At 37.1% G+C, this 18,635-nt stretch carries 14 protein-coding genes; 1 reads left to right on the forward strand and 13 read right to left on the reverse strand.

The window, feature by feature from the left end; all coding sequences use genetic code 11:
* Nucleotides 1-338: 338 nt before the first annotated feature.
* The 7 genes from polA to J2S13_RS06765 form a co-directional block, all read right to left on the reverse strand.
* Entirely contained in the window at nucleotides 339-2,969 is a 2,631-nt protein-coding gene (gene polA, locus J2S13_RS06735; protein ID WP_307256968.1) for a DNA polymerase I, read from the reverse strand.
* A 229-nt stretch (nucleotides 2,970-3,198) separates the two neighbouring features.
* Complete coding sequence (gene pnpS / locus J2S13_RS06740; RefSeq protein ID WP_307256970.1) at nucleotides 3,199-4,971, reverse strand: two-component system histidine kinase PnpS; 1,773 nt, start codon at nucleotides 4,969-4,971, stop codon at nucleotides 3,199-3,201.
* Nucleotides 4,968-5,681: a response regulator transcription factor gene (locus tag J2S13_RS06745; protein WP_307256971.1), complete on the reverse strand. Its 714-nt coding sequence runs from the start codon at nucleotides 5,679-5,681 to the stop codon at nucleotides 4,968-4,970. The genes pnpS and J2S13_RS06745 overlap by 4 nt, the downstream gene beginning before the upstream one ends.
* Nucleotides 5,682-6,284: 603 nt before the next feature.
* A complete protein-coding gene (gene mdh / locus J2S13_RS06750) occupies nucleotides 6,285-7,223 on the reverse strand; it encodes a malate dehydrogenase (protein WP_307256972.1) in 939 nt (312 codons plus the stop codon).
* An 85-nt stretch (nucleotides 7,224-7,308) separates the two neighbouring features.
* Nucleotides 7,309-8,580, reverse strand: a complete 1,272-nt coding sequence (icd, locus tag J2S13_RS06755) for an NADP-dependent isocitrate dehydrogenase (RefSeq protein ID WP_307256973.1) — start codon at nucleotides 8,578-8,580, stop codon at nucleotides 7,309-7,311.
* A 104-nt stretch (nucleotides 8,581-8,684) separates the two neighbouring features.
* Entirely contained in the window at nucleotides 8,685-9,803 is a 1,119-nt protein-coding gene (gene citZ, locus J2S13_RS06760; RefSeq protein WP_307256974.1) for a citrate synthase, read from the reverse strand.
* Between the two features lie 238 nt (nucleotides 9,804-10,041).
* Entirely contained in the window at nucleotides 10,042-10,506 is a 465-nt protein-coding gene (locus tag J2S13_RS06765; RefSeq protein ID WP_307256975.1) for a DUF441 domain-containing protein, read from the reverse strand.
* Nucleotides 10,507-10,960: 454 nt separating this feature from the next.
* Here J2S13_RS06765 and ytvI point away from each other — a divergent pair, with 454 nt between their 5' ends.
* Complete coding sequence (gene ytvI, locus J2S13_RS06770; RefSeq protein WP_307256977.1) at nucleotides 10,961-12,091, forward strand: sporulation integral membrane protein YtvI; 1,131 nt, start codon at nucleotides 10,961-10,963, stop codon at nucleotides 12,089-12,091.
* 85 nt (nucleotides 12,092-12,176) lie between these two features.
* Here ytvI and J2S13_RS06775 read toward each other — a convergent pair whose 3' ends face one another.
* The 6 genes from J2S13_RS06775 to J2S13_RS06800 form a co-directional block, all read right to left on the reverse strand.
* A complete protein-coding gene (locus J2S13_RS06775; protein WP_307256978.1) occupies nucleotides 12,177-12,563 on the reverse strand; it encodes an FxsA family protein in 387 nt (128 codons plus the stop codon).
* 154 nt (nucleotides 12,564-12,717) lie between these two features.
* Nucleotides 12,718-14,478 (reverse strand): pyruvate kinase, encoded by a 1,761-nt coding sequence (pyk, locus tag J2S13_RS06780; protein ID WP_307256979.1) that lies wholly within the window; start codon nucleotides 14,476-14,478, stop codon nucleotides 12,718-12,720.
* A 317-nt stretch (nucleotides 14,479-14,795) separates the two neighbouring features.
* Nucleotides 14,796-15,755, reverse strand: a complete 960-nt coding sequence (pfkA, locus tag J2S13_RS06785; protein ID WP_307256980.1) for a 6-phosphofructokinase — start codon at nucleotides 15,753-15,755, stop codon at nucleotides 14,796-14,798.
* Nucleotides 15,756-16,081: 326 nt separating this feature from the next.
* Nucleotides 16,082-17,062 carry an acetyl-CoA carboxylase carboxyl transferase subunit alpha gene (accA, locus tag J2S13_RS06790; RefSeq protein ID WP_307256981.1) on the reverse strand — a complete coding sequence of 327 codons (981 nt, stop codon included), beginning with the start codon at nucleotides 17,060-17,062 and terminating at the stop codon, nucleotides 16,082-16,084.
* On the reverse strand, nucleotides 17,056-17,922 hold the full coding sequence (gene accD / locus J2S13_RS06795) for an acetyl-CoA carboxylase, carboxyltransferase subunit beta (RefSeq protein WP_307256982.1): 867 nt from the start codon (nucleotides 17,920-17,922) through the stop codon (nucleotides 17,056-17,058). The genes accA and accD overlap by 7 nt, the downstream gene beginning before the upstream one ends.
* Nucleotides 17,923-18,005: 83 nt before the next feature.
* On the reverse strand, nucleotides 18,006-18,632 hold the full coding sequence (locus tag J2S13_RS06800) for a FadR/GntR family transcriptional regulator (RefSeq protein WP_307256983.1): 627 nt from the start codon (nucleotides 18,630-18,632) through the stop codon (nucleotides 18,006-18,008).
* Between the last annotated feature and the right edge of the window lie 3 nt (nucleotides 18,633-18,635).

The raw sequence follows: 18,635 nt of genomic DNA on the forward strand, positions 1-18,635 counted from the left end.
GGTCAAGTGTCAATCTCCTACAGAGGGAAAAAAGCACCCTCTTTCGGATCTTGTCACTTGCTTGTCGCGCCTATACAGTCGCCTCCGCTTTTCTTATTGGCTAGCTGCGGCTCCTAGGCGCTCGAGGTCAAATGTCCAGCCTTTCTGTGGCAAAGGTCGCCACGCCAAGGCTGGTCATTTGCTTGTCGCGCCTATACAGTCGCCTCCGCTTTTCTTTTTGTCTAGCTGCGGCTCCTTGCTGCTCGAGGTCAAGTGACCAGCCTTTCTGTGGCAAAGGTCGCCACGCCAAGGCTGGTCACTTGCTTGTCGCAGCAGGACAGTCGCCTTCGCTTTTCTTATCACTTTGCGTCGTACCATGTTGGTCCGTATGAGTAGTCTACTTTTAGTGGTACGTCTAGTTCTATGGCGTGTTCCATAACTTCTGGTATGATGGTTTTCATTTTTTCTATTTCGTTTTCTGGGACTTCAAAAATGAGTTCGTCATGGACTTGTAGTAGTAAACGGGATTGTAGGTTCTCTGTTTTTAGTCGTTTGGCCACATCGATCATCGCTTTTTTAATAATATCTGCTGCACTTCCTTGAATTGGGGTATTCATAGCTGTTCGCTCAGCAAAACTGCGGACGTTGAAATTTCGGCTTGTGATCTCAGGAATGTAACGTCGGCGGTGGAGCAATGTTGTGACAAATCCTTTTTGTTTCGCCTCACTAACAATTTCCTCCATATACTCCTTCACTCCAGGAAAAGAAGCAAAATACTGTTCAATAAATTGCCCCGCTTCTTTTCTCGTAATTCCAAGATTTTGTGATAAACCAAAATCACTGATACCGTAAACGATTCCAAAATTCACCGCTTTCGCTTGGCGTCTCATATTGGCTGTGACCTCTTCTTTTTCAACATGAAATACATCCATAGCAGTTTTTGTATGAATATCCATATCCGCTTTGAACGCTTGGACGAGCTTTTCGTCTTTCGCAATATGAGCTAATACTCTTAATTCGATTTGCGAATAGTCTGCCGCAAAAATGACCCAATCCTTTTCAGAAGGGATGAAGGCTTGACGGATTTTTCTTCCCTCTTCTAATCGAATCGGAATGTTTTGCAAGTTTGGATCGGTGGAGCTTAATCTTCCTGTTTGTGTAAGAGCTTGATTAAATCGTGTATGGACTTTTCCCGTATCTTGATGAACAACTTTTAATAATCCTTCAATATAAGTCGATTGCAATTTTCCCAATTGACGATAATGTAAAATATGACCGATCACTTCATGTTGATTTTCAAGTTTCGCTAATACATCAGCTGAAGTGGAATACCCTGTTTTTGTTTTTTTAATGACAGGTAACTTCAGTTTTTCAAATAGAATGACTCCTAATTGTTTTGGTGAGTTTAAATTAAATTTCTCGCCCACCAATTCAAAAACTGTGTCCTCAATATTCTTTAATTGTTCTTTTAATTCGATCCCCATATGCTTTAATCGTTCAACATCTACTTGGACTCCTGTAGATTCCATTTCTGATAAAATAAAGGCAAGAGGCATTTCCAAATCATAGAACAATTCAAGTTGGTCATTATCCTTTAATTCTTCTATACATTTTTCTTTTAAGTTTTCAAGTTTCACTGCCTTGCGAACGATATGTTCGCCGTACACTTGTTCCTCAGGGAGCTTTAATTTTGCTCCTTTCCCATATATAATTTCATCAGCACGAATCGTTCGTTCCCCATGAAGTTTAGCCACTTCCGAAAAATCAGTCGGTGATTCAGATGGATTAATTAAATAAGAAGCAATGAGAACATCAAAATTGATCCCTTTTAAATCGATGTCATGTTTTCTCAGCCCAATAATTGTTCGCTTTGCGTCATAGACCGTCTTTTTCTTATCTTCATCTGAAGCCCATTCCTTAAATTCTGAAGATGAGAGGACAGATTCGAGTGGCAAAAAGTAACGTCCTTTTTCATTTACTAAGCCAAGTCCAACAATATCTGCTACATGATAATTATCATAAAGCATTTCTAAATATAAAAAGCTTTCATCTAGCAAGATTTCTGATGAAATATCATGAACGATATCAAATTGAATTTCTTCATACTTCTCTTGCACATCCTCATAATGAGGATTTATTTTTTCAAGTAATGAATTAAAACCAAGTTCCTTAAAAATTTGATATACTTTTTGATCATCCGGCCCATCATATTTTAAAGAATCTAATGTCACTTGAACAGGAGCTTGTCTCATAATCGTCGCAAGTTCTTTACTCATTTTAGCTAGGTCCTTATTCGTTTCCAGCTTCTCTTTTAATTTCTTTCCACTCACTTCATCAATTGAGGTTAATAAGTTTTCCACGGAATGAAATTGCTTCAAAAGTTTGATCGCTGTTTTTTCCCCTACACCTGGAACTCCTGGTATATTATCAGAACTATCCCCCATAAGCCCTTTCATATCGATAATTTGCTCTGCGCTAATTCCGTATTTTTCTTGGATATGTTCTGGGGTGTATTCTTCAATTTCTGATATCCCTTTTTTCGTTATACATACAGTCGTTGTCGGGGAGCTTAATTGGGTTAAGTCCTTATCCCCTGAATAAATTTTGACGATAAATCCATCCTTTTCTGCTCGTCCCGCCAATGTTCCAATAATATCATCTGCTTCATATTGTTCTAATTCATATTGTGAAATTCCGTAGGAGGTTAATAATTCACGAATAAACGGGAACTGTTCGGATAGCTCAGGTGGGGTTTTCTGTCTTCCCCCCTTGTATTCCCCATATGTTTTATGACGAAAAGTGGTTTTACCCGCATCAAATGCAACTAACAGATGAGTCGGTTTTTCGTCTTGTAAGATTTTCATTAACATCGTTGTAAAGCCATATACAGCATTTGTGTGGATACCTTTATCATTATTTAATAATGGCAATGCAAAAAAAGCACGATATGCAATGCTATTCCCATCAATTAACACTAATTTTTTTTCCAATCTTTATTCCTGCCTTTCAATTCCTCATATTTTGATAAGGTCATTTTACTTTAAAAGAACAAATGCGGGAAGCACCTTGCTAAATCGGCGTACAGATTTCGACTGAGATAAAGGAAACGAGAGCAAATAGTCCACAGTTCTAAACTTTATTGTTTCCTATACAATAAAAAAGCCGAGTCTTTCCTTTATTCTACCATGTGAGTAAAAAAAGGAAAAACAACGACTATTTTCATTTATTATTCCGATGTTTTTTAAATTTAATGGTGAAGGTCGTTCCCTTATCCACTTCACTTGTCACAATAATGATTCCTCCATGAGCCTCAATGATATGTTTTACAATGGCTAATCCTAGCCCCGTACCACCGGAATTTCGACTTCTTGCTTTATCGACTCGATAAAACCTTTCAAAAATTCGGGGAATTTCTTCAGGAGATATTCCGATTCCATTATCTTTCACATTCACGATAATTTCCTTTTCAGATTCATGAGCATCTATATTAATTTTCCCACCTGATTGTGTATAAACAATCGCATTGTTAATTAAATTCATAAATACTTGGTTTAATCGGTAAGGATCCCCTTCAACATATAAATGTGAATCGACCTTCATCGTGTAGGTGATGTTTTTTTCTTCCATCTGATTATTTAACGTATCAATAATATCTAGTATAATAGGTCGCAAATAGACATGTTCAATATTTAGCTCAAAACCGTTCTGTTCAATTTTGGATAAATCTAATAAATCCTTAATCAACGTTTGCATGCGTTCACTTTCTTTTAATATGATTTGCAAAAATGAAATTAACGCTTCTTGATCATGTATGGCCCCATCTAGTAATGTTTCGGTAAATCCTCTAATGGACGTAATCGGCGTCTTTAATTCATGAGAAACATTCGCTACAAAGTCTTTCCTCATGCTTTCTAATTTTTTTAGTTCGGTTATATCATGAAAAACAATTAATATACCTTTCCAATCATCATTCGTTCCAATAATCGGAACTCCGTGGATCTCAAATTGTCTTCGTTCAATCGCTAGTGGCAAAATTAATTCTTTCCGAACTTTTTGCTCTGTCATAAAAACTTGTTCAACAATTTCTATTATTTCTGGATGTTCCAAAGCTTCATGATATCTCTTCGTCAAGATATTTTTTTCCGACACCCGAAATAACTCTCTATAAGCTTTATTGATCATTAACACAAAACCACGGTCATCAATGAGCAATAATCCGCTTCCCATGTTCTCAACTAATGTCATAAGTCGGTTTTGATGGACTTCCTGGCTTTGGAAAAGTTCTTGTAAATTTCGAGCCAGTATATTAATCGATGTATTTAAAGTGCCTATCTCATCTGGAGGACTTTCATGGATTCTTGCCCGATAGTTCCCCTTCGCTAATTCCATCGCTACCTCTGTTGCCGCTTCAATCGGCTTTGTATAACGATTCGTAATTTTGGCTCCAAGTAAAATAATTAATAATAACGATAGTCCAAAGGAAATTAATAATATGACCCATATTTGTTTATAGATATAAGTTAGTTCATCTATTTCTGTACTGACAATTAATAATCCCTCTTTCCCGTCGCTTGAACTACTTTTAACCGGCTCTAAATAATATTGGACATCATCAGCTAGTATTGGTTCTTTTAGTCTTTTTGGGAAAGAAGATTTTCGTATAATTTCATCGACTACCTGTTCATGTGCTTCAAAATCAGTATGAACTGTTTCACCACTGTCATAAATAATAGCATCTTTTTCATTTACTAAAGTGATGTGAACTTTTAATGTCCTGCTCCAATGCTTTAATAATTTCTCTTTTACATTTGAAAGGCCACCATTCGCATTGATTTGTTCAGCAATCACTTTTGTTTCTTTATGAAGTCGATCTGAAAAAGTACTTAAATAATAGCTTTTAAACAGTTGTCCCAATAATAGCCCCAAACTAATTAAAACGAGGACAATTAATGAGATTAGCGGGAGGATTAGCCTCGTACGAAACTTCATCATAAAGTCTTTGGTTCCTCTAATTTATATCCTAAGCCGCGAATTGTCTTAATGTATTGAGGTTTTCTCGTATTTTCTTCAATTTTTTCTCTTAAATGACTAATATGTACGTCCACAATTCGGGTATCACCAGCAAAGTCGTATTTCCACACCGCACTTAATAACTGATCACGGGTTAGGACTCTTCCTTTGTTCTCAACCAGGTATTGTAACAACTCAAATTCCTTCGGTGTTAATTCTAATAATTCGTTCTTAAAATAAGCTTCATATTGCTCAGGATAAATTTGTAAATCAATGACTTGTAAGGAATTTTTTCCGCTTTCTTCTGTTTCTTCTTTCACTGGGATTTGCAATCTCCGTAAGATTGCTTTAACTCTAGCCAGTAATTCACGAGGACTAAATGGTTTCGTCATATAATCATCTGCACCTAATTCTAGTCCCAAAACCTTGTCGAATTCTTCATCCTTGGCTGTTAGCATGAGAATTGGTGTTAGTAATTTTTGTTGTCTTAAATTTTTACACACTTCCATTCCATCCAGTTTTGGCAACATCCAATCAAGAATAATTAAATCTGGTGATTCTTCCATTGCTTTTAAAAGAGCTTCCTCTCCATCAAACGCAGTAATCACCTTATAACCAGATTGCTCTAAATTGTACTTAATTAATGTGACAATCGACTGTTCGTCATCTACTACGAGAATTGTTTTCCCCATAAGCTCCTCCAAAAAAATATTTTCTTCTTCTATTATAGTAGAGTTATGGAAAAATCCCAACAAGCTATCAGAATATCCATCTATTTTCTTTGTTTCCAAATTATTTTGAGGTAGAAGTTTTCCTTCCCGTTAAGGTGGGATCAACAGAAGTTTTTTTAAAACTATTACTGATGATATTGTTCAATAATTCATTTTCCCCTATTGCCCAACTTCCGTCTCCGTGAACTACCCGTCAATGAATTGACTGAGCTTCTCGCTTCATCGGGTGGTCTATCGACCTGCCCTCCACGAAGGTTCGTTCCGAACCTTGCAATGGTTTCAAATGAGTGGGTCTTTCCCACATGACAGGCATTATTTTACGTGGTGACTGTTCTTTCTTCACCACAACCCCATATAATGCAGTTTTCAAAGAACACTTGTTCTTGTAAGTAGTATATCATGTTTTGTCTTGCCATCCCACAAGGGGATTTCGACAAAAGCGTACTCTCATCTCTCCTCTAAAGAGGTAGAGGATTCCCGTCCGCAATCCTAAAAAACTTCCTGGGCAAAAAAAAAGAAACTCCCTCTGAAGAAAGTCTCCTTTTATCAATCAATTTTATATGATTAAATTAATGAAGCCATTACATTTCGTACTGAATCAGCAGATTTGTCAAGAGCTGCCTTTTCTCCGGCTGTTAATTCAAGCTCGATTACTTTTTCAATCCCTTCCGCACCAAGAATTGTTGGTACTCCTAGGTAAATTCCTTCATATCCGTATTCACCTTCAAGATAAGCAATAGAAGGTAATACACGACGTTGATCTTTCACGATTGCTTCTACCATTTCAACAAGTGAAGCCGCAGGTGCATAGTATGCAGAACCATTCCCCAGAAGGTTAACGATTTCACCGCCACCTTTACGAGTGCGTTCAACAATTTTTTCAAGACGTTCTTTTGAAATTAGAGTTTCTAAAGGAATACCGCCTGCATATGAGTAACGAACTAATGGTACCATGTCATCTCCATGTCCACCAAGAACGAAACCTGTAATATCTTTTACAGAAAGGTTTAATTCCTGCGCGATGAAAGTACGGAAACGAGCCGTATCAAGCACACCAGATTGACCAATAACACGGTTCTTAGGGAAACCTGTTGCTTTAAAGACAGTGTATGTCATTGCATCGACTGGATTTGTTAATACGATAATATGGCAGTTAGGAGAGTATTTAGCTACTTCCTTAGCTACAGAGGTCATAATTTTTTGGTTTGTTTGAACTAAATCATCACGGCTCATGCCGGGCTTACGAGCGATACCAGCAGTTATGACGACTACATCTGAATCTTTTGTGTCTTCGTAATTAGAAGTACCGATAATATTTGCATCAAATCCTTGAACGGGACTAGCTTCGAGCATATCTAATGCTTTCCCTTTAGTAGGGTTTTCCATTTGTGGGATATCAACTAATACAACATCACCAAGTTCTTTTTGTGCAGCTAAAAAAGCAGTTGTTGCTCCAGTAAAACCTGCTCCAATAACTGAAATCTTCTTGCGTTTCATTGTCATTTTGAGCTCCCCCCTTAAATGAAATTTATATAAAGAGGTGTTCTAAAAAGGAAACACCTTTTTAGAACAACCTCTTCTCAACCCATTAGTCCATGTTTTTAATTAATTCTGTTCCGAACTCTGAACATTTCACTTCTGTTGCACCATCCATTAGACGAGCAAAGTCATATGTAACTACTTTAGAAGCGATTGATTTTTCCATTGATTTTGTAATTAATTGTGCTGCTTCATTCCATCCTAAATGTTCAAGCATAAGAACGCCTGATAAAATGACAGAAGAAGGATTTACTTTATCTAATCCAGCATATTTAGGAGCAGTACCATGAGTTGCTTCGAAAATGGCATGGCCAGTTTCATAGTTAATATTAGCTCCTGGAGCGATTCCGATACCACCAACTTGTGCAGCAAGGGCATCTGAAATGTAGTCTCCATTTAAATTCATTGTAGCAACAACATCAAATTCACGTGGTCTTGTTAAAATTTGTTGTAAGAAAATGTCCGCAATCGCATCTTTTACGATGATTTTGCCAGCTGCTTCAGCATCAGATTGTGCTTTGTTTGCAGCCTCAACCCCTTGTTCTTCCTTGATACGATCATATTGAGCCCATGTAAATACTTTGTCGCCGAATTCTTTCTCAGCTAATTCGTATCCCCAATTTTTGAAAGCACCTTCAGTGAACTTCATAATATTACCTTTATGTACAATTGTAAGGGATTTACGGCCTTCTTTAATCGCATAATTAAGAGCAGAACGAACTAAACGTTTTGTTCCCTCTTCTGAAATAGGTTTAATTCCAATTCCTGATGTTTCAGGGAAACGGATTTTTTGAACACCTAATTCATTTTGCAAGTAAGAAATTAGTTTTTTAACTTCATCTGATCCCTTAGCATATTCGATTCCAGCATAGATATCTTCTGTGTTTTCACGGAAAATAACCATATCTGTATCTTCAGGGCGTTTTACTGGTGATGGAACTCCCTCAAAATAGCGGACAGGACGAAGACATACAAAAAGATCAAGTTCCTGACGAAGAGCAACGTTTAATGAACGAATTCCTCCGCCAACTGGAGTTGTTAATGGTCCTTTAATAGCAATGAAATATTCATTAATAACATCCAACGTTTCTTGCGGTAACCATTCTCCAGTCTTATTGAATGCTTTCTCCCCTGCATAAACTTCTTTCCACTCAATTTTTCGTTCACCATTGTAAGCTTTTTCTACAGCTGCATCCAAAACACGGACAGCAGAAGCCCAAATATCAGGACCTGTTCCATCTCCCTCGATGAACGGAATAATTGGATGATTCGGTACATTTAATACTCCATTTTGAACTGTAATTTTTTCGCCTTGTGACATCCTAATACCTCCAATTTCAGAATCAAAGGTTAGAGTAAATAGCCTCTAACCTTTGGGTACTCTATTATATTACACCAGTATTTGCTCTATTTGTAAATATATACTTAGCCGCGTTGTTCAATTGGTACATAGGATTGTAGAGAAGGTCCAATGTACTCAGCGCGTGGGCGAATTAAACGGTTGTTTTCATACTGCTCTAAAATATGAGCAAGCCAACCAGATACACGGCTAACAGCAAAGATTGGTGTGAATAAATCATGGTCAATCTTTAAACTATGATAAACGGATGCGGAGTAGAAATCAACATTCGGCGGTAAATTCTTTTGAGTTGTAACAATGTTTTCAATTTTTGAAGACATTTCATACCACTTAGGTTCTCCGCTTAGTTCAGTTAACTTTTTAGACATTTCTCTTAGATGCTTTGCACGAGGGTCTCCTTTGCGATATACACGGTGACCAAATCCCATGATTTTTTCTTTGTTGTCTAGTTTATTTTGAATATAAGGTTCTACATTTTCAACAGAACCAATTTCTGTAAGCATTTTCATAACTTGCTCGTTTGCTCCTCCATGAAGAGGACCTTTAAGGGCTCCAATAGCAGATGTAACACCAGAGTATACATCTGAAAGTGTTGCTACACATACACGAGCTGTAAATGTTGAGGCATTTAATTCATGGTCTGCATGAAGAACTAATGCTTTGTTAAATGCTTCGACTTCAATTTCAGCTGGTTCTTGACCAGAAAGCATGTACAAGAAATTTGCAGCAAAATTTAAATCCTTTCTAGGAGCGACTGGTTGTAAGCCTTTTCGAATGCGAGCAAATGTAGTTACAATAGTAGGAAGCTTTGCCTGTAAACGAATTGCTTTACGATAATTTGCTTCAGTTTCCATTACGTCTGCTTCTTCATCATATAAACCTAAGAAGGAAACTGCAGTACGAAGCGCTGCCATAGGATGGACTTTATCAATTGGATACATGTTAAAATGATTGATCAATTCTTGAGGAATTTCATAATTATCTGCAAGTTGTTGCTTTAATTCTTCTAATTCCGGTTTTGTAGGAAGGCGGCGATGCCATAATAAATAAATGACTTCTTCAAAAGAAGCATTCTCGGCTAAATCGTCGATGTTATAACCTACATATGTAAGAGTATCATCAATAATAGAACTAACGGAAGAAGTGGTTGCTACTACTCCTTCTAAACCACGAGTTGCTGTCATAATTTTCTCTCCTTTGCCTTAATTTCCCCATTGTCCACTTATTATACACCTTAATAACTTATAATTACTAGCGAGCGTTTGCTCAATTCTTCATAAATTATATATCAAATTTGTCGAAATAACAAGGATGCGCTTACATGCTTATTATAATCATTTTTCTGACTTTTGTGAATCCTTATTAATATAAAATATTTTTTCACAAAAATAAATTTGGAGCGATGATGATCCAAATCCAAATTTATGCTCCTTGAAAGAAGCTAAATAATTTCATCAATGTATAAGCAATACCAGCGCCAATTAATGGTCCTACTGCTACTCCCTTAAAAACTGCCACCGCAAGGATCGTTCCAATGACAAGTGCTGTCGTAATATGCGGATCATTTTCCAATAATACTAACCCACTTTTCGCTAGTAGCGCCACAACAACTCCTGAAATTAAGGCAATCCATGCATAAGGAGATTTAAGAGAATCTAGTAAGTTTTTAAATCCGATTTCTCCCGTTGCAATTGGAACTAAGACAGCCACTGTTATGATGGTCACTCCCCAGTTAATCCCTTTTGCTTGAATGATATTCATTACTTTTCCGTCCAAACTAAAAATTTTAAGCAGCAAAAGGAACGCTACGGCAACTATGAGTGATTGATTTTTAACAATAAGACTGATGCCTAATAATAAAAGTAAAAACAAGTAAGCCTGCATCATGAATAAATATTCATCCCTTCAATTGTTAGATTACCACAATGGACATGATTTATACAAAAAAATCCGAAAGGTAATATATAAAGTGAAACTTCATTCAGTGGGGGTTTCCTTCATCCCCCACTGAATATTAGTTGAACTTATCGGACCTTTAGGGACAGTGATTCTCCACCTATCTTCTTTCATTTTGAGGTGGAGGTTTTACTGCCCGTTAAGGCGGGATAAAAAATGAAATTTGGAGGTATGAGACCCTTCATGCATGATTCCCTCTCTTCTGGGATCTTTCCATCTTATGCTTAATACTTTTTTTTCCTTTCATGAACCGTTAAAATAAGGATACATCAAGAGTTGGCGAATGAAAACTAAACTGAATCACAGTTTTTAATGAGATTAGGCCGATTACACCCTTTTATGAAGCGAGAGATAGAAAGTAGAAAAGAATGAGAGGAGATTTATGGTGAATCCTGATAAACTATACCGGGTTTTACGCTTTTTTATCATTGTTGGCTCGATTTTCGCCGTTGCTTACGGCTTATTATTTGTTTCAAAAGTGACCTATCCATTCATCATTGCCTTCATCATTGCTTTATCCATTAACCCTTTAGTTGATTTTCTTGAAAGAAGATTAAAAATGCCTAGAACCGCTTCTGTCATAGTCTCCATTATGATCATTATGGGAGCCTTTATTGGTATCATCACACTCTTGATCACAGAGATCGTTTCAGGGGCCAATTATTTAGGAAATGTATTGCCAGGTCATGTGCAAACATTAGTACAATTTATACAAAATTTCATCACAGCACAAATCATTCCCATATACGAGCAAGCGACGCTTATTTTTAAAAATTTAGAAATGAATCAACAAGAAACCATCATTGATAATATTCAATCCGTCGGTCAAAGCATTGCTTCTACGGCCGGGAGCTTTTTACAAAATCTTTTTCAAGGGCTTCCAAATTTAATTACATGGATTCCTAATGCTGCAACGGTTTTAATTTTCTCTCTATTAGCTACTTTTTTCATAAGCAAAGATTGGAATCGTTTAAAAACGCGCTTTACTCCTTATTTACCTGATAAAGCACGATCTAGTGGTAGAAGAATTTTTGAAGATTTAAAAAAAGCCTTATTTGGATTTATTAAAGCACAACTAACCTTAATCTCTATTACCACAGTGATTGTGTTGATCGGGCTGTTAATTTTACGTGTCAAATATGCGATTACGATTGCGCTTATTGCAGGTATTGTAGATATTTTACCTTATTTAGGAACAGGCACTGTTTTTGTTCCATGGATTATCTATGAAGTGATTACAGGTAATCTTTCATTAGCTATTGGACTTCTCGTTCTTTACATTATTATTATTGTACAACGTCAAATTATGGAGCCAAAAGTTCTTTCCTCTAGCATCGGGCTTGACCCGTTAGCTACATTAATTGCTTTATTTGTCGGTTTTAAATTAGTTGGATTTCTCGGTCTGATTATTGGACCTGTCACGCTTGTTATTTTAAAAACCTTACATGAAGCAGATGTGTTTAGAGACATTTGGAAATATATAAAAGGAGAAGATTCCAATAATTCTTCCCTTTAAATGATCAAAAATATATAAGTTTCGCTGGGAAATAGAACGAATTATTCACGAAAGGGAAAAGCAATCGGCTTCCTCACCGATTGCTTTACTTCATTATAATGATATTCCCGTTATCAAACCATTTTCTAATCTTTTTCACCATGAAAGGTTTTATATACGTTCTTGTAAATGGAAGAAGTAATAAAAAGCCAGTCAAATCTGTAATAAATCCAGGGGTAAGCAATAAAATCCCACCGATTAAAATACAGATTCCATCCATTAAAGCCTCCCCAGGCATTTTTCCATTTGAAAAATTTAAGCGTGCATTTCGAATCACTGCCATCCCTTGTCTTTTCGCTAAATAGGCCCCTACTACACCCGTTAGAATGATTAAGAGGACAGTAGGCCATACACCGATCGTTTTTCCTGATAATAGTAACACGCCAATTTCTAAAGCTGGAATGATGACTAATAACGGTATAAGTACGCGCATGTTCATTTCCCCTTTTAAAATGAATCGTATTGGGCTGGTCCTTCATTAAATGTGCAATGACAATCATATGAAAAAAAGTCCCCCAGTATAACTGAGGGAGAATATTTTTATTTAAACTTAGTGATACGATTCCAATATAAAGCAAAGTTTGGTCCTATAGCACACTCGCATGACCTTTATAGATGACACCTCTAGATGCATCTACTGTCACTTCTTCCCCATCCTCTAAAAGGGCGAGTGCATTTTCAACTCCAACGATAACCGGGACTCCTAAGTTAATTCCCGCAACTGCGGCATGACTTGTTAAACCACCTTCTTCTGTAATTACAGCCACACATTTCTCAATCGCTGGCATCATTTCTTTATCCGTACCAATGGTGACGAGAATCGTTTGCTCATCGACCTTCTCTAAAGCTTCTTTAGCATTTTTGGCCAAAACCACTTTTCCATAAGCAGATTTACGACCAATCCCCTGACCTTTAGCTACAATATCGCCAACAACATGGATTTTCATTAAATTGGTTGTTCCTGTTTCGCCAACTGGAACACCAGCTGTAATAACAACCAAATCCCCATGTTTCACTAATCCAGTATTTAAGCTTTCTTCGACGGCAAGCTCTAACATTTCATCTGTTGTTTTAACTTTTTGGCCAATTTGCGAGAACACTCCCCATACTAAAGCTAATCTTCTTGAGACTGATTCATCAGAGGTCACAGCGATAATAGGAGCTTTTGGACGATATCTAGCAATCATTCGGGCTGTATGTCCACTTTCAGTTGGGGCAATGATCGCATTCACATCCAAATTAATGGCAGTATGAGCAACTGATTGCCCAATAGCATCTGTCATATTATGTTGAGTATTTTTGCTTTGGGTCGTTAAAATTTCTTTAAAATTAAGCGCTGTTTCAGCTCTTGATGCAATATTATGCATCGTTTCTACCGCTTCTAATGGGTAATTTCCAGCTGCTGTCTCACCTGATAACATAATAGCATCTGTCCCGTCAAAAATGGCATTCGCCACATCACTTGCTTCTGCTCTTGTTGGACGGGGATTCCGTTGCATAGAATCTAGCATTTGTGTAGCTGTAATTACAGGCTTACCTAATTCATTACATTTTTTAATTAATTGTTTTTGAACTAATGGAACCTCTTCAGCCGGAATCTCTACCCCAAGATCACCGCGGGCTACCATTAATCCATCGGAGATTTCAAGAATTTCATCAATTTTATCGACACCTTCTTGGTTCTCAATTTTAGGGATAATTTGAATATGTGGCGCTTGATGTTCTTCAAGCAATTGGCGAATTTCTAACACATCGGACGATCTTCGAACAAAGGATGCTGCAATAAAATCGATGCCTTGTTCAATTCCAAACATAATATCTTCCGCATCTTTTTGAGTAATTCCAGGCAAATTAACAGAAACCCCTGGAACATTTACCCCTTTTTTATTTTTTAATGTACCACTGTTCAGAATCTTTGTTAAAATTTCTCCTTTTTGCTTATCAACACTTACGACTTCTAAACCGATTAAGCCGTCATCTAGTAATATTTTAGACCCTTTAGTCACATCATCAATTAAGCCCGAATATGTAACAGAAAATTTTTCAGGAGTACCTAGCACTTCATGCATAGAGACAATCACATTTTTCCCTTGTTGAAGTTCAACCACACCGTTCTCCATGTTATTCGTACGAATTTCCGGACCTTTTGTATCCAGTAAAATTCCAACTGTTCTTCCAGCTTTTTTTGATGCCTCTCTAATATTCTTTATACGTGCCGCATGTTCTTCATGATTTCCGTGAGAAAAGTTTAAGCGGGCTACATTCATTCCTGCACTAATGAGTTTTTCTAACATTTCAATACTTTCACTTGCCGGTCCAATTGTACAGACAATTTTTGTTTTTCTCATAGGTTTAATTACCTCCTAAATAATGAAATGAAACCTCAATAATTGATAGAACTTCTACAAATAGATAGCGCGTTGTGCCTCTTATGGAGGCCACTAGCGTGCAGGTAGTACCAGGGCCTTTTTATAACAATTCCCACGGACTTTTGGGCTTTTGAGTATTTCCTACATAGACTTGCGCTTTATTCTTGGGATTTGCTCATTTCCTAAAGTTCATGTATTACGTCTATCCGCTAACGCATTTGTTTACCCAAGTTTTTGGCTATTTTCAATATTTGATTTTTCCTCAGACATATTTTTAGCTTAACTTTTGAACTTATTTAAATAGATAGTTCTTTCGATAACTTGTACATATTGAGATCCACTTGATGGTTTTCTCTAAATATTTCAGAAAAATCATGTTCAACTATTTTATTTTTTTCAATTCCAACAGCAAGCCCTCCCCTGTTTTCAAGCAAAAGTTCAATTGCCCTTGAACCTAATCGGCTTGCCAACACTCGATCAGCCGCTGTAGGAGAACCCCCTCTTTGAATATGGCCTAAAACAGATACTCTTGTCTCCATATTCGTTGCTTCTTTTAATTTTTGTGCAAATTCATTTCCACTCATTACCCCTTCAGCAACGATTATGATACTATGTTTTTTTCCACGTTCATGTCCTTTTAAAAGCCGGCGTTTTATATCGTCCATACTATAGGAATCTTCGGGGATAATAATCGTTTCAGCGCCACCTGCCAGTCCAGCCCAAAGAGCTAAATCGCCTGCACCGCGTCCCATCACTTCTATAATAAACGTTCTCTCATGCGAACTTGCTGTATCACGGATTTTATCGACCGCATCAATCACCGTGTTTAAAGCTGTATCAAACCCAATCGTAAACTCTGTACCCGGGATATCATTATCAATCGTTCCTGGAATTCCTATACACGGGAAACCAAGGTCAGTCAACGCTTTGGCGCCACGATAGGAGCCATCCCCACCAATCACAACCAATCCTTCGATCCCAAAAGCCTTCAATTGTTCAATCCCTTGTTTCTGTCCCTCTTGAGTTTTAAATTCTGCACAACGAGCTGATCGCAAAATGGTTCCACCCCGATGGATAATATCACCAACGGAACCTAATTCCAATTTCTTAATCATTCCATTTATTAGCCCGTTATACCCTTGATAGATCCCAAAAACCTCTAACCCGTGATAGATTGCTTTTCTAACCACCGCACGGATAGCCGAATTCATTCCAGGAGCGTCTCCACCACTCGTCAAAACTCCAATACGTTTCATCCTATCACCTCATAACTTTCTATCTTATGAGTGTACAAAAGCGGAAACCTTTCCCCTCTAGAAAGTGAAAAATGACTTCTAATATTATGTACGGTATTCTTTTCCTTATCCAAACAACCAGATATCCTTCATCTATTATGTATGAAGGGATGAATGGATGAAAAATAGAATCCCTTTATTGTTAAAATACCACGAAGTAATGCCCAATCACAATCTTTTCACTCTATTCTAGTAAAAACCAGAATAATCGGTGAAATGCAACCGTTTTACTTTATCTAAAAGACTAGTTTGGTGGATAAATAAAAACGTGCTGTAAAAACAGCACGTTATTTATTCGCCCCAACTAATTCCGTTAAGTCGGTAAATTCACCTATTCTTTTATATTTTTCATAACGATGTTGAATTAATTGTTCTGGGTCTAGTTTTACTAATCCTTTTAATGATTTTTTCAACACGGCATCGATATTTTCAGCTTGTTGTTGAATATTTCGATGAGCACCTCCACGAACTTCTGGAATGATTTCATCGACAATTCCTAATTCTTTTAAATCTGGCGCGGTGATCTTCATCGATTCCGCCGCTTGTTTTGCTAGTGAAGCATCTTTCCATAGGATAGATGCGGCCCCCTCTGGAGAAATAACAGAGTAAGTAGAATTTTCGAGCATGTGTATATGATTCCCTATCCCGATTCCAAGGGCACCACCACTTCCACCTTCTCCAATTACGATACAAACAATCGGTACTTTAAAGCCAGCCATCTCGAATAGGTTTTTGGCAATTGCTTCACTTTGACCTCTTTCCTCGGCAGCCTTTCCAGGATAAGCCCCTTTCGTATCAATAAAAGTAATAATCGGTCTTCCGAATTTATTAGCTTGATACATCAGACGCAATGCTTTCCGATATCCTTCTGGATGTGGCATTCCAAAATTACGGCGAATATTCTCCTTCGTATCTTTTCCCCGTTGATGACCAACCACTGTAACGGCTAGCCCGTGGAATTTCGCAATTCCCCCTACGATGGCTTGATCATCTCCATAGCATCGATCTCCATGTAGTTCCATAAAATCAGTAAACAAATATTGAATATAATCAAGGGTAGTCGGTCGATTGGGATGTCTTGCCATCTGAACTCGATCCCAAGGTTTCATATGTTCATAAACTTCTTTTTCAAGCTTCATTAATCTCATTTCAAGTTTTTCAATTTCTTCGCTCAAATCAACATCCGCTTTTGCGGTATATTCTTTTAATTCCACAATTTTCTTCCTTAACTCAACAACTGGTTTTTCAAACTCAAGTTCGTTTACCATGCTATTTCACCACCTGACTGATGAATATCTAAAATGGTTGATATTTTATCCTTTAGTTCGAGCCTAGGAATCACCGCATCTAATTGTCCATGCTTTAATAAAAATTCGGCTGTTTGGAAATCCTCAGGGAGCTTTTCCCTAATCGTTTGTTCAATAATTCGTCTTCCAGCAAAGCCAATCAATGCTTTTGGTTCGGCAAAATTATAGTCCCCAAGTGAAGCAAAACTTGCCGAAACACCGCCTGTTGTTGGATGGGTCATAATGGAAATAATTAATCCACCATGCTCACTAAGTTGTTTTAAAGCAGCACTTGTTTTGGCCATTTGCATAAGAGATAGAACCCCCTCTTGCATACGTGCTCCACCTGAAGCAGTAAAAATAACAAAAGGGATTCCATGTTGATCTGCATATTCAATCGCTCTTGTAATTTTTTCTCCTACTACAGATCCCATACTCCCCATCCGGAAATTCGCCGCCATAATTGCTAGAGCAATCTCATGACCATTTACTTGACCTTTCCCAGTAAGTACGGCCTCATTTAGATTCGTTAGCTTGCGATCTTTTTCAATTTTCTCTAAATAATTAGGAAAATTTAATGGATTACTTGATATTAATTCAGCATCAAATTCTTCAAAAGTACCTTCATCAATGAATGAATCCCTTCTCTCAAATACATTCATTGAATGATGATATCCACAATGTAAACAAACATGTAAATTCTTATGTAATTCCTTTGTGTACATAATCTTTTTACATTGCGGGCATTTCGTCATAATTCCTTCTGGCACATGCTTTGCGCTTTCAGAAGGAATCGTTGCATATTTCTTTTTCTTCGGTTTATTAAATAACTCTTTAATCAAGGCTAGTCCCCCCTTGCAAGGCCTTCAATTTCTTACTATTTTTCACTTTACACGATATCAGTTAAAAAGAATGTAAAAATCTATCAATTGTTTTTCGACAAATTTTGTATTTTATAATATTTTTCATATACTTCGGCTAGATTTCTAGTCTTAAATGCCCCAATCAATTCGAGAAAATAGGATTTATTTAGTAATAAACGATCTTGCTTTTGGATCGATTGGGCATAGTCTGTAATGATATACCATATTTTCTTTAAAAGTTGATTGTTTGCCAGATCTAGTAAATAGGAGAAAAAATCCATCTCTGTCCAAGTTTCATTCTGCACAGATTCTTCTAGAATATCAAGATGCCATGACAGATTTTTGTTTTTTAAGATGAGAAAAAAGCTGCCAAGCTCGACAATTTGTTTTGTCGATTGAACATCCCGCTTCGTTCGTTCATCTTGTAAAATAAATGTACTTAATAATTCGACAAGTCGATGATCGCGAAATTCCTTTACAAAGGTTCCTTCGCCTCTTCTCGTTTCAATAAGTCCAAGCAGTTCTAGGGCACGTAATGCCTCTCTTACAGAGGAGCGCCCTACATTCAACCGTTCAGACAATTCTCTTTCAGAAGGCAGTCTATCTCCTGAAACTAAACCATCTGTAGAAATCATTAATCGAATTTGATCAACGATTTCTACAAATTTTGAGGTTGCTTTTTTCTCCACTAA

The sequence above is a fragment of the Oikeobacillus pervagus genome (assembly GCF_030813365.1).
Taxonomy (GTDB): domain Bacteria; phylum Bacillota; class Bacilli; order Bacillales; family DSM-23947; genus Oikeobacillus; species Oikeobacillus pervagus.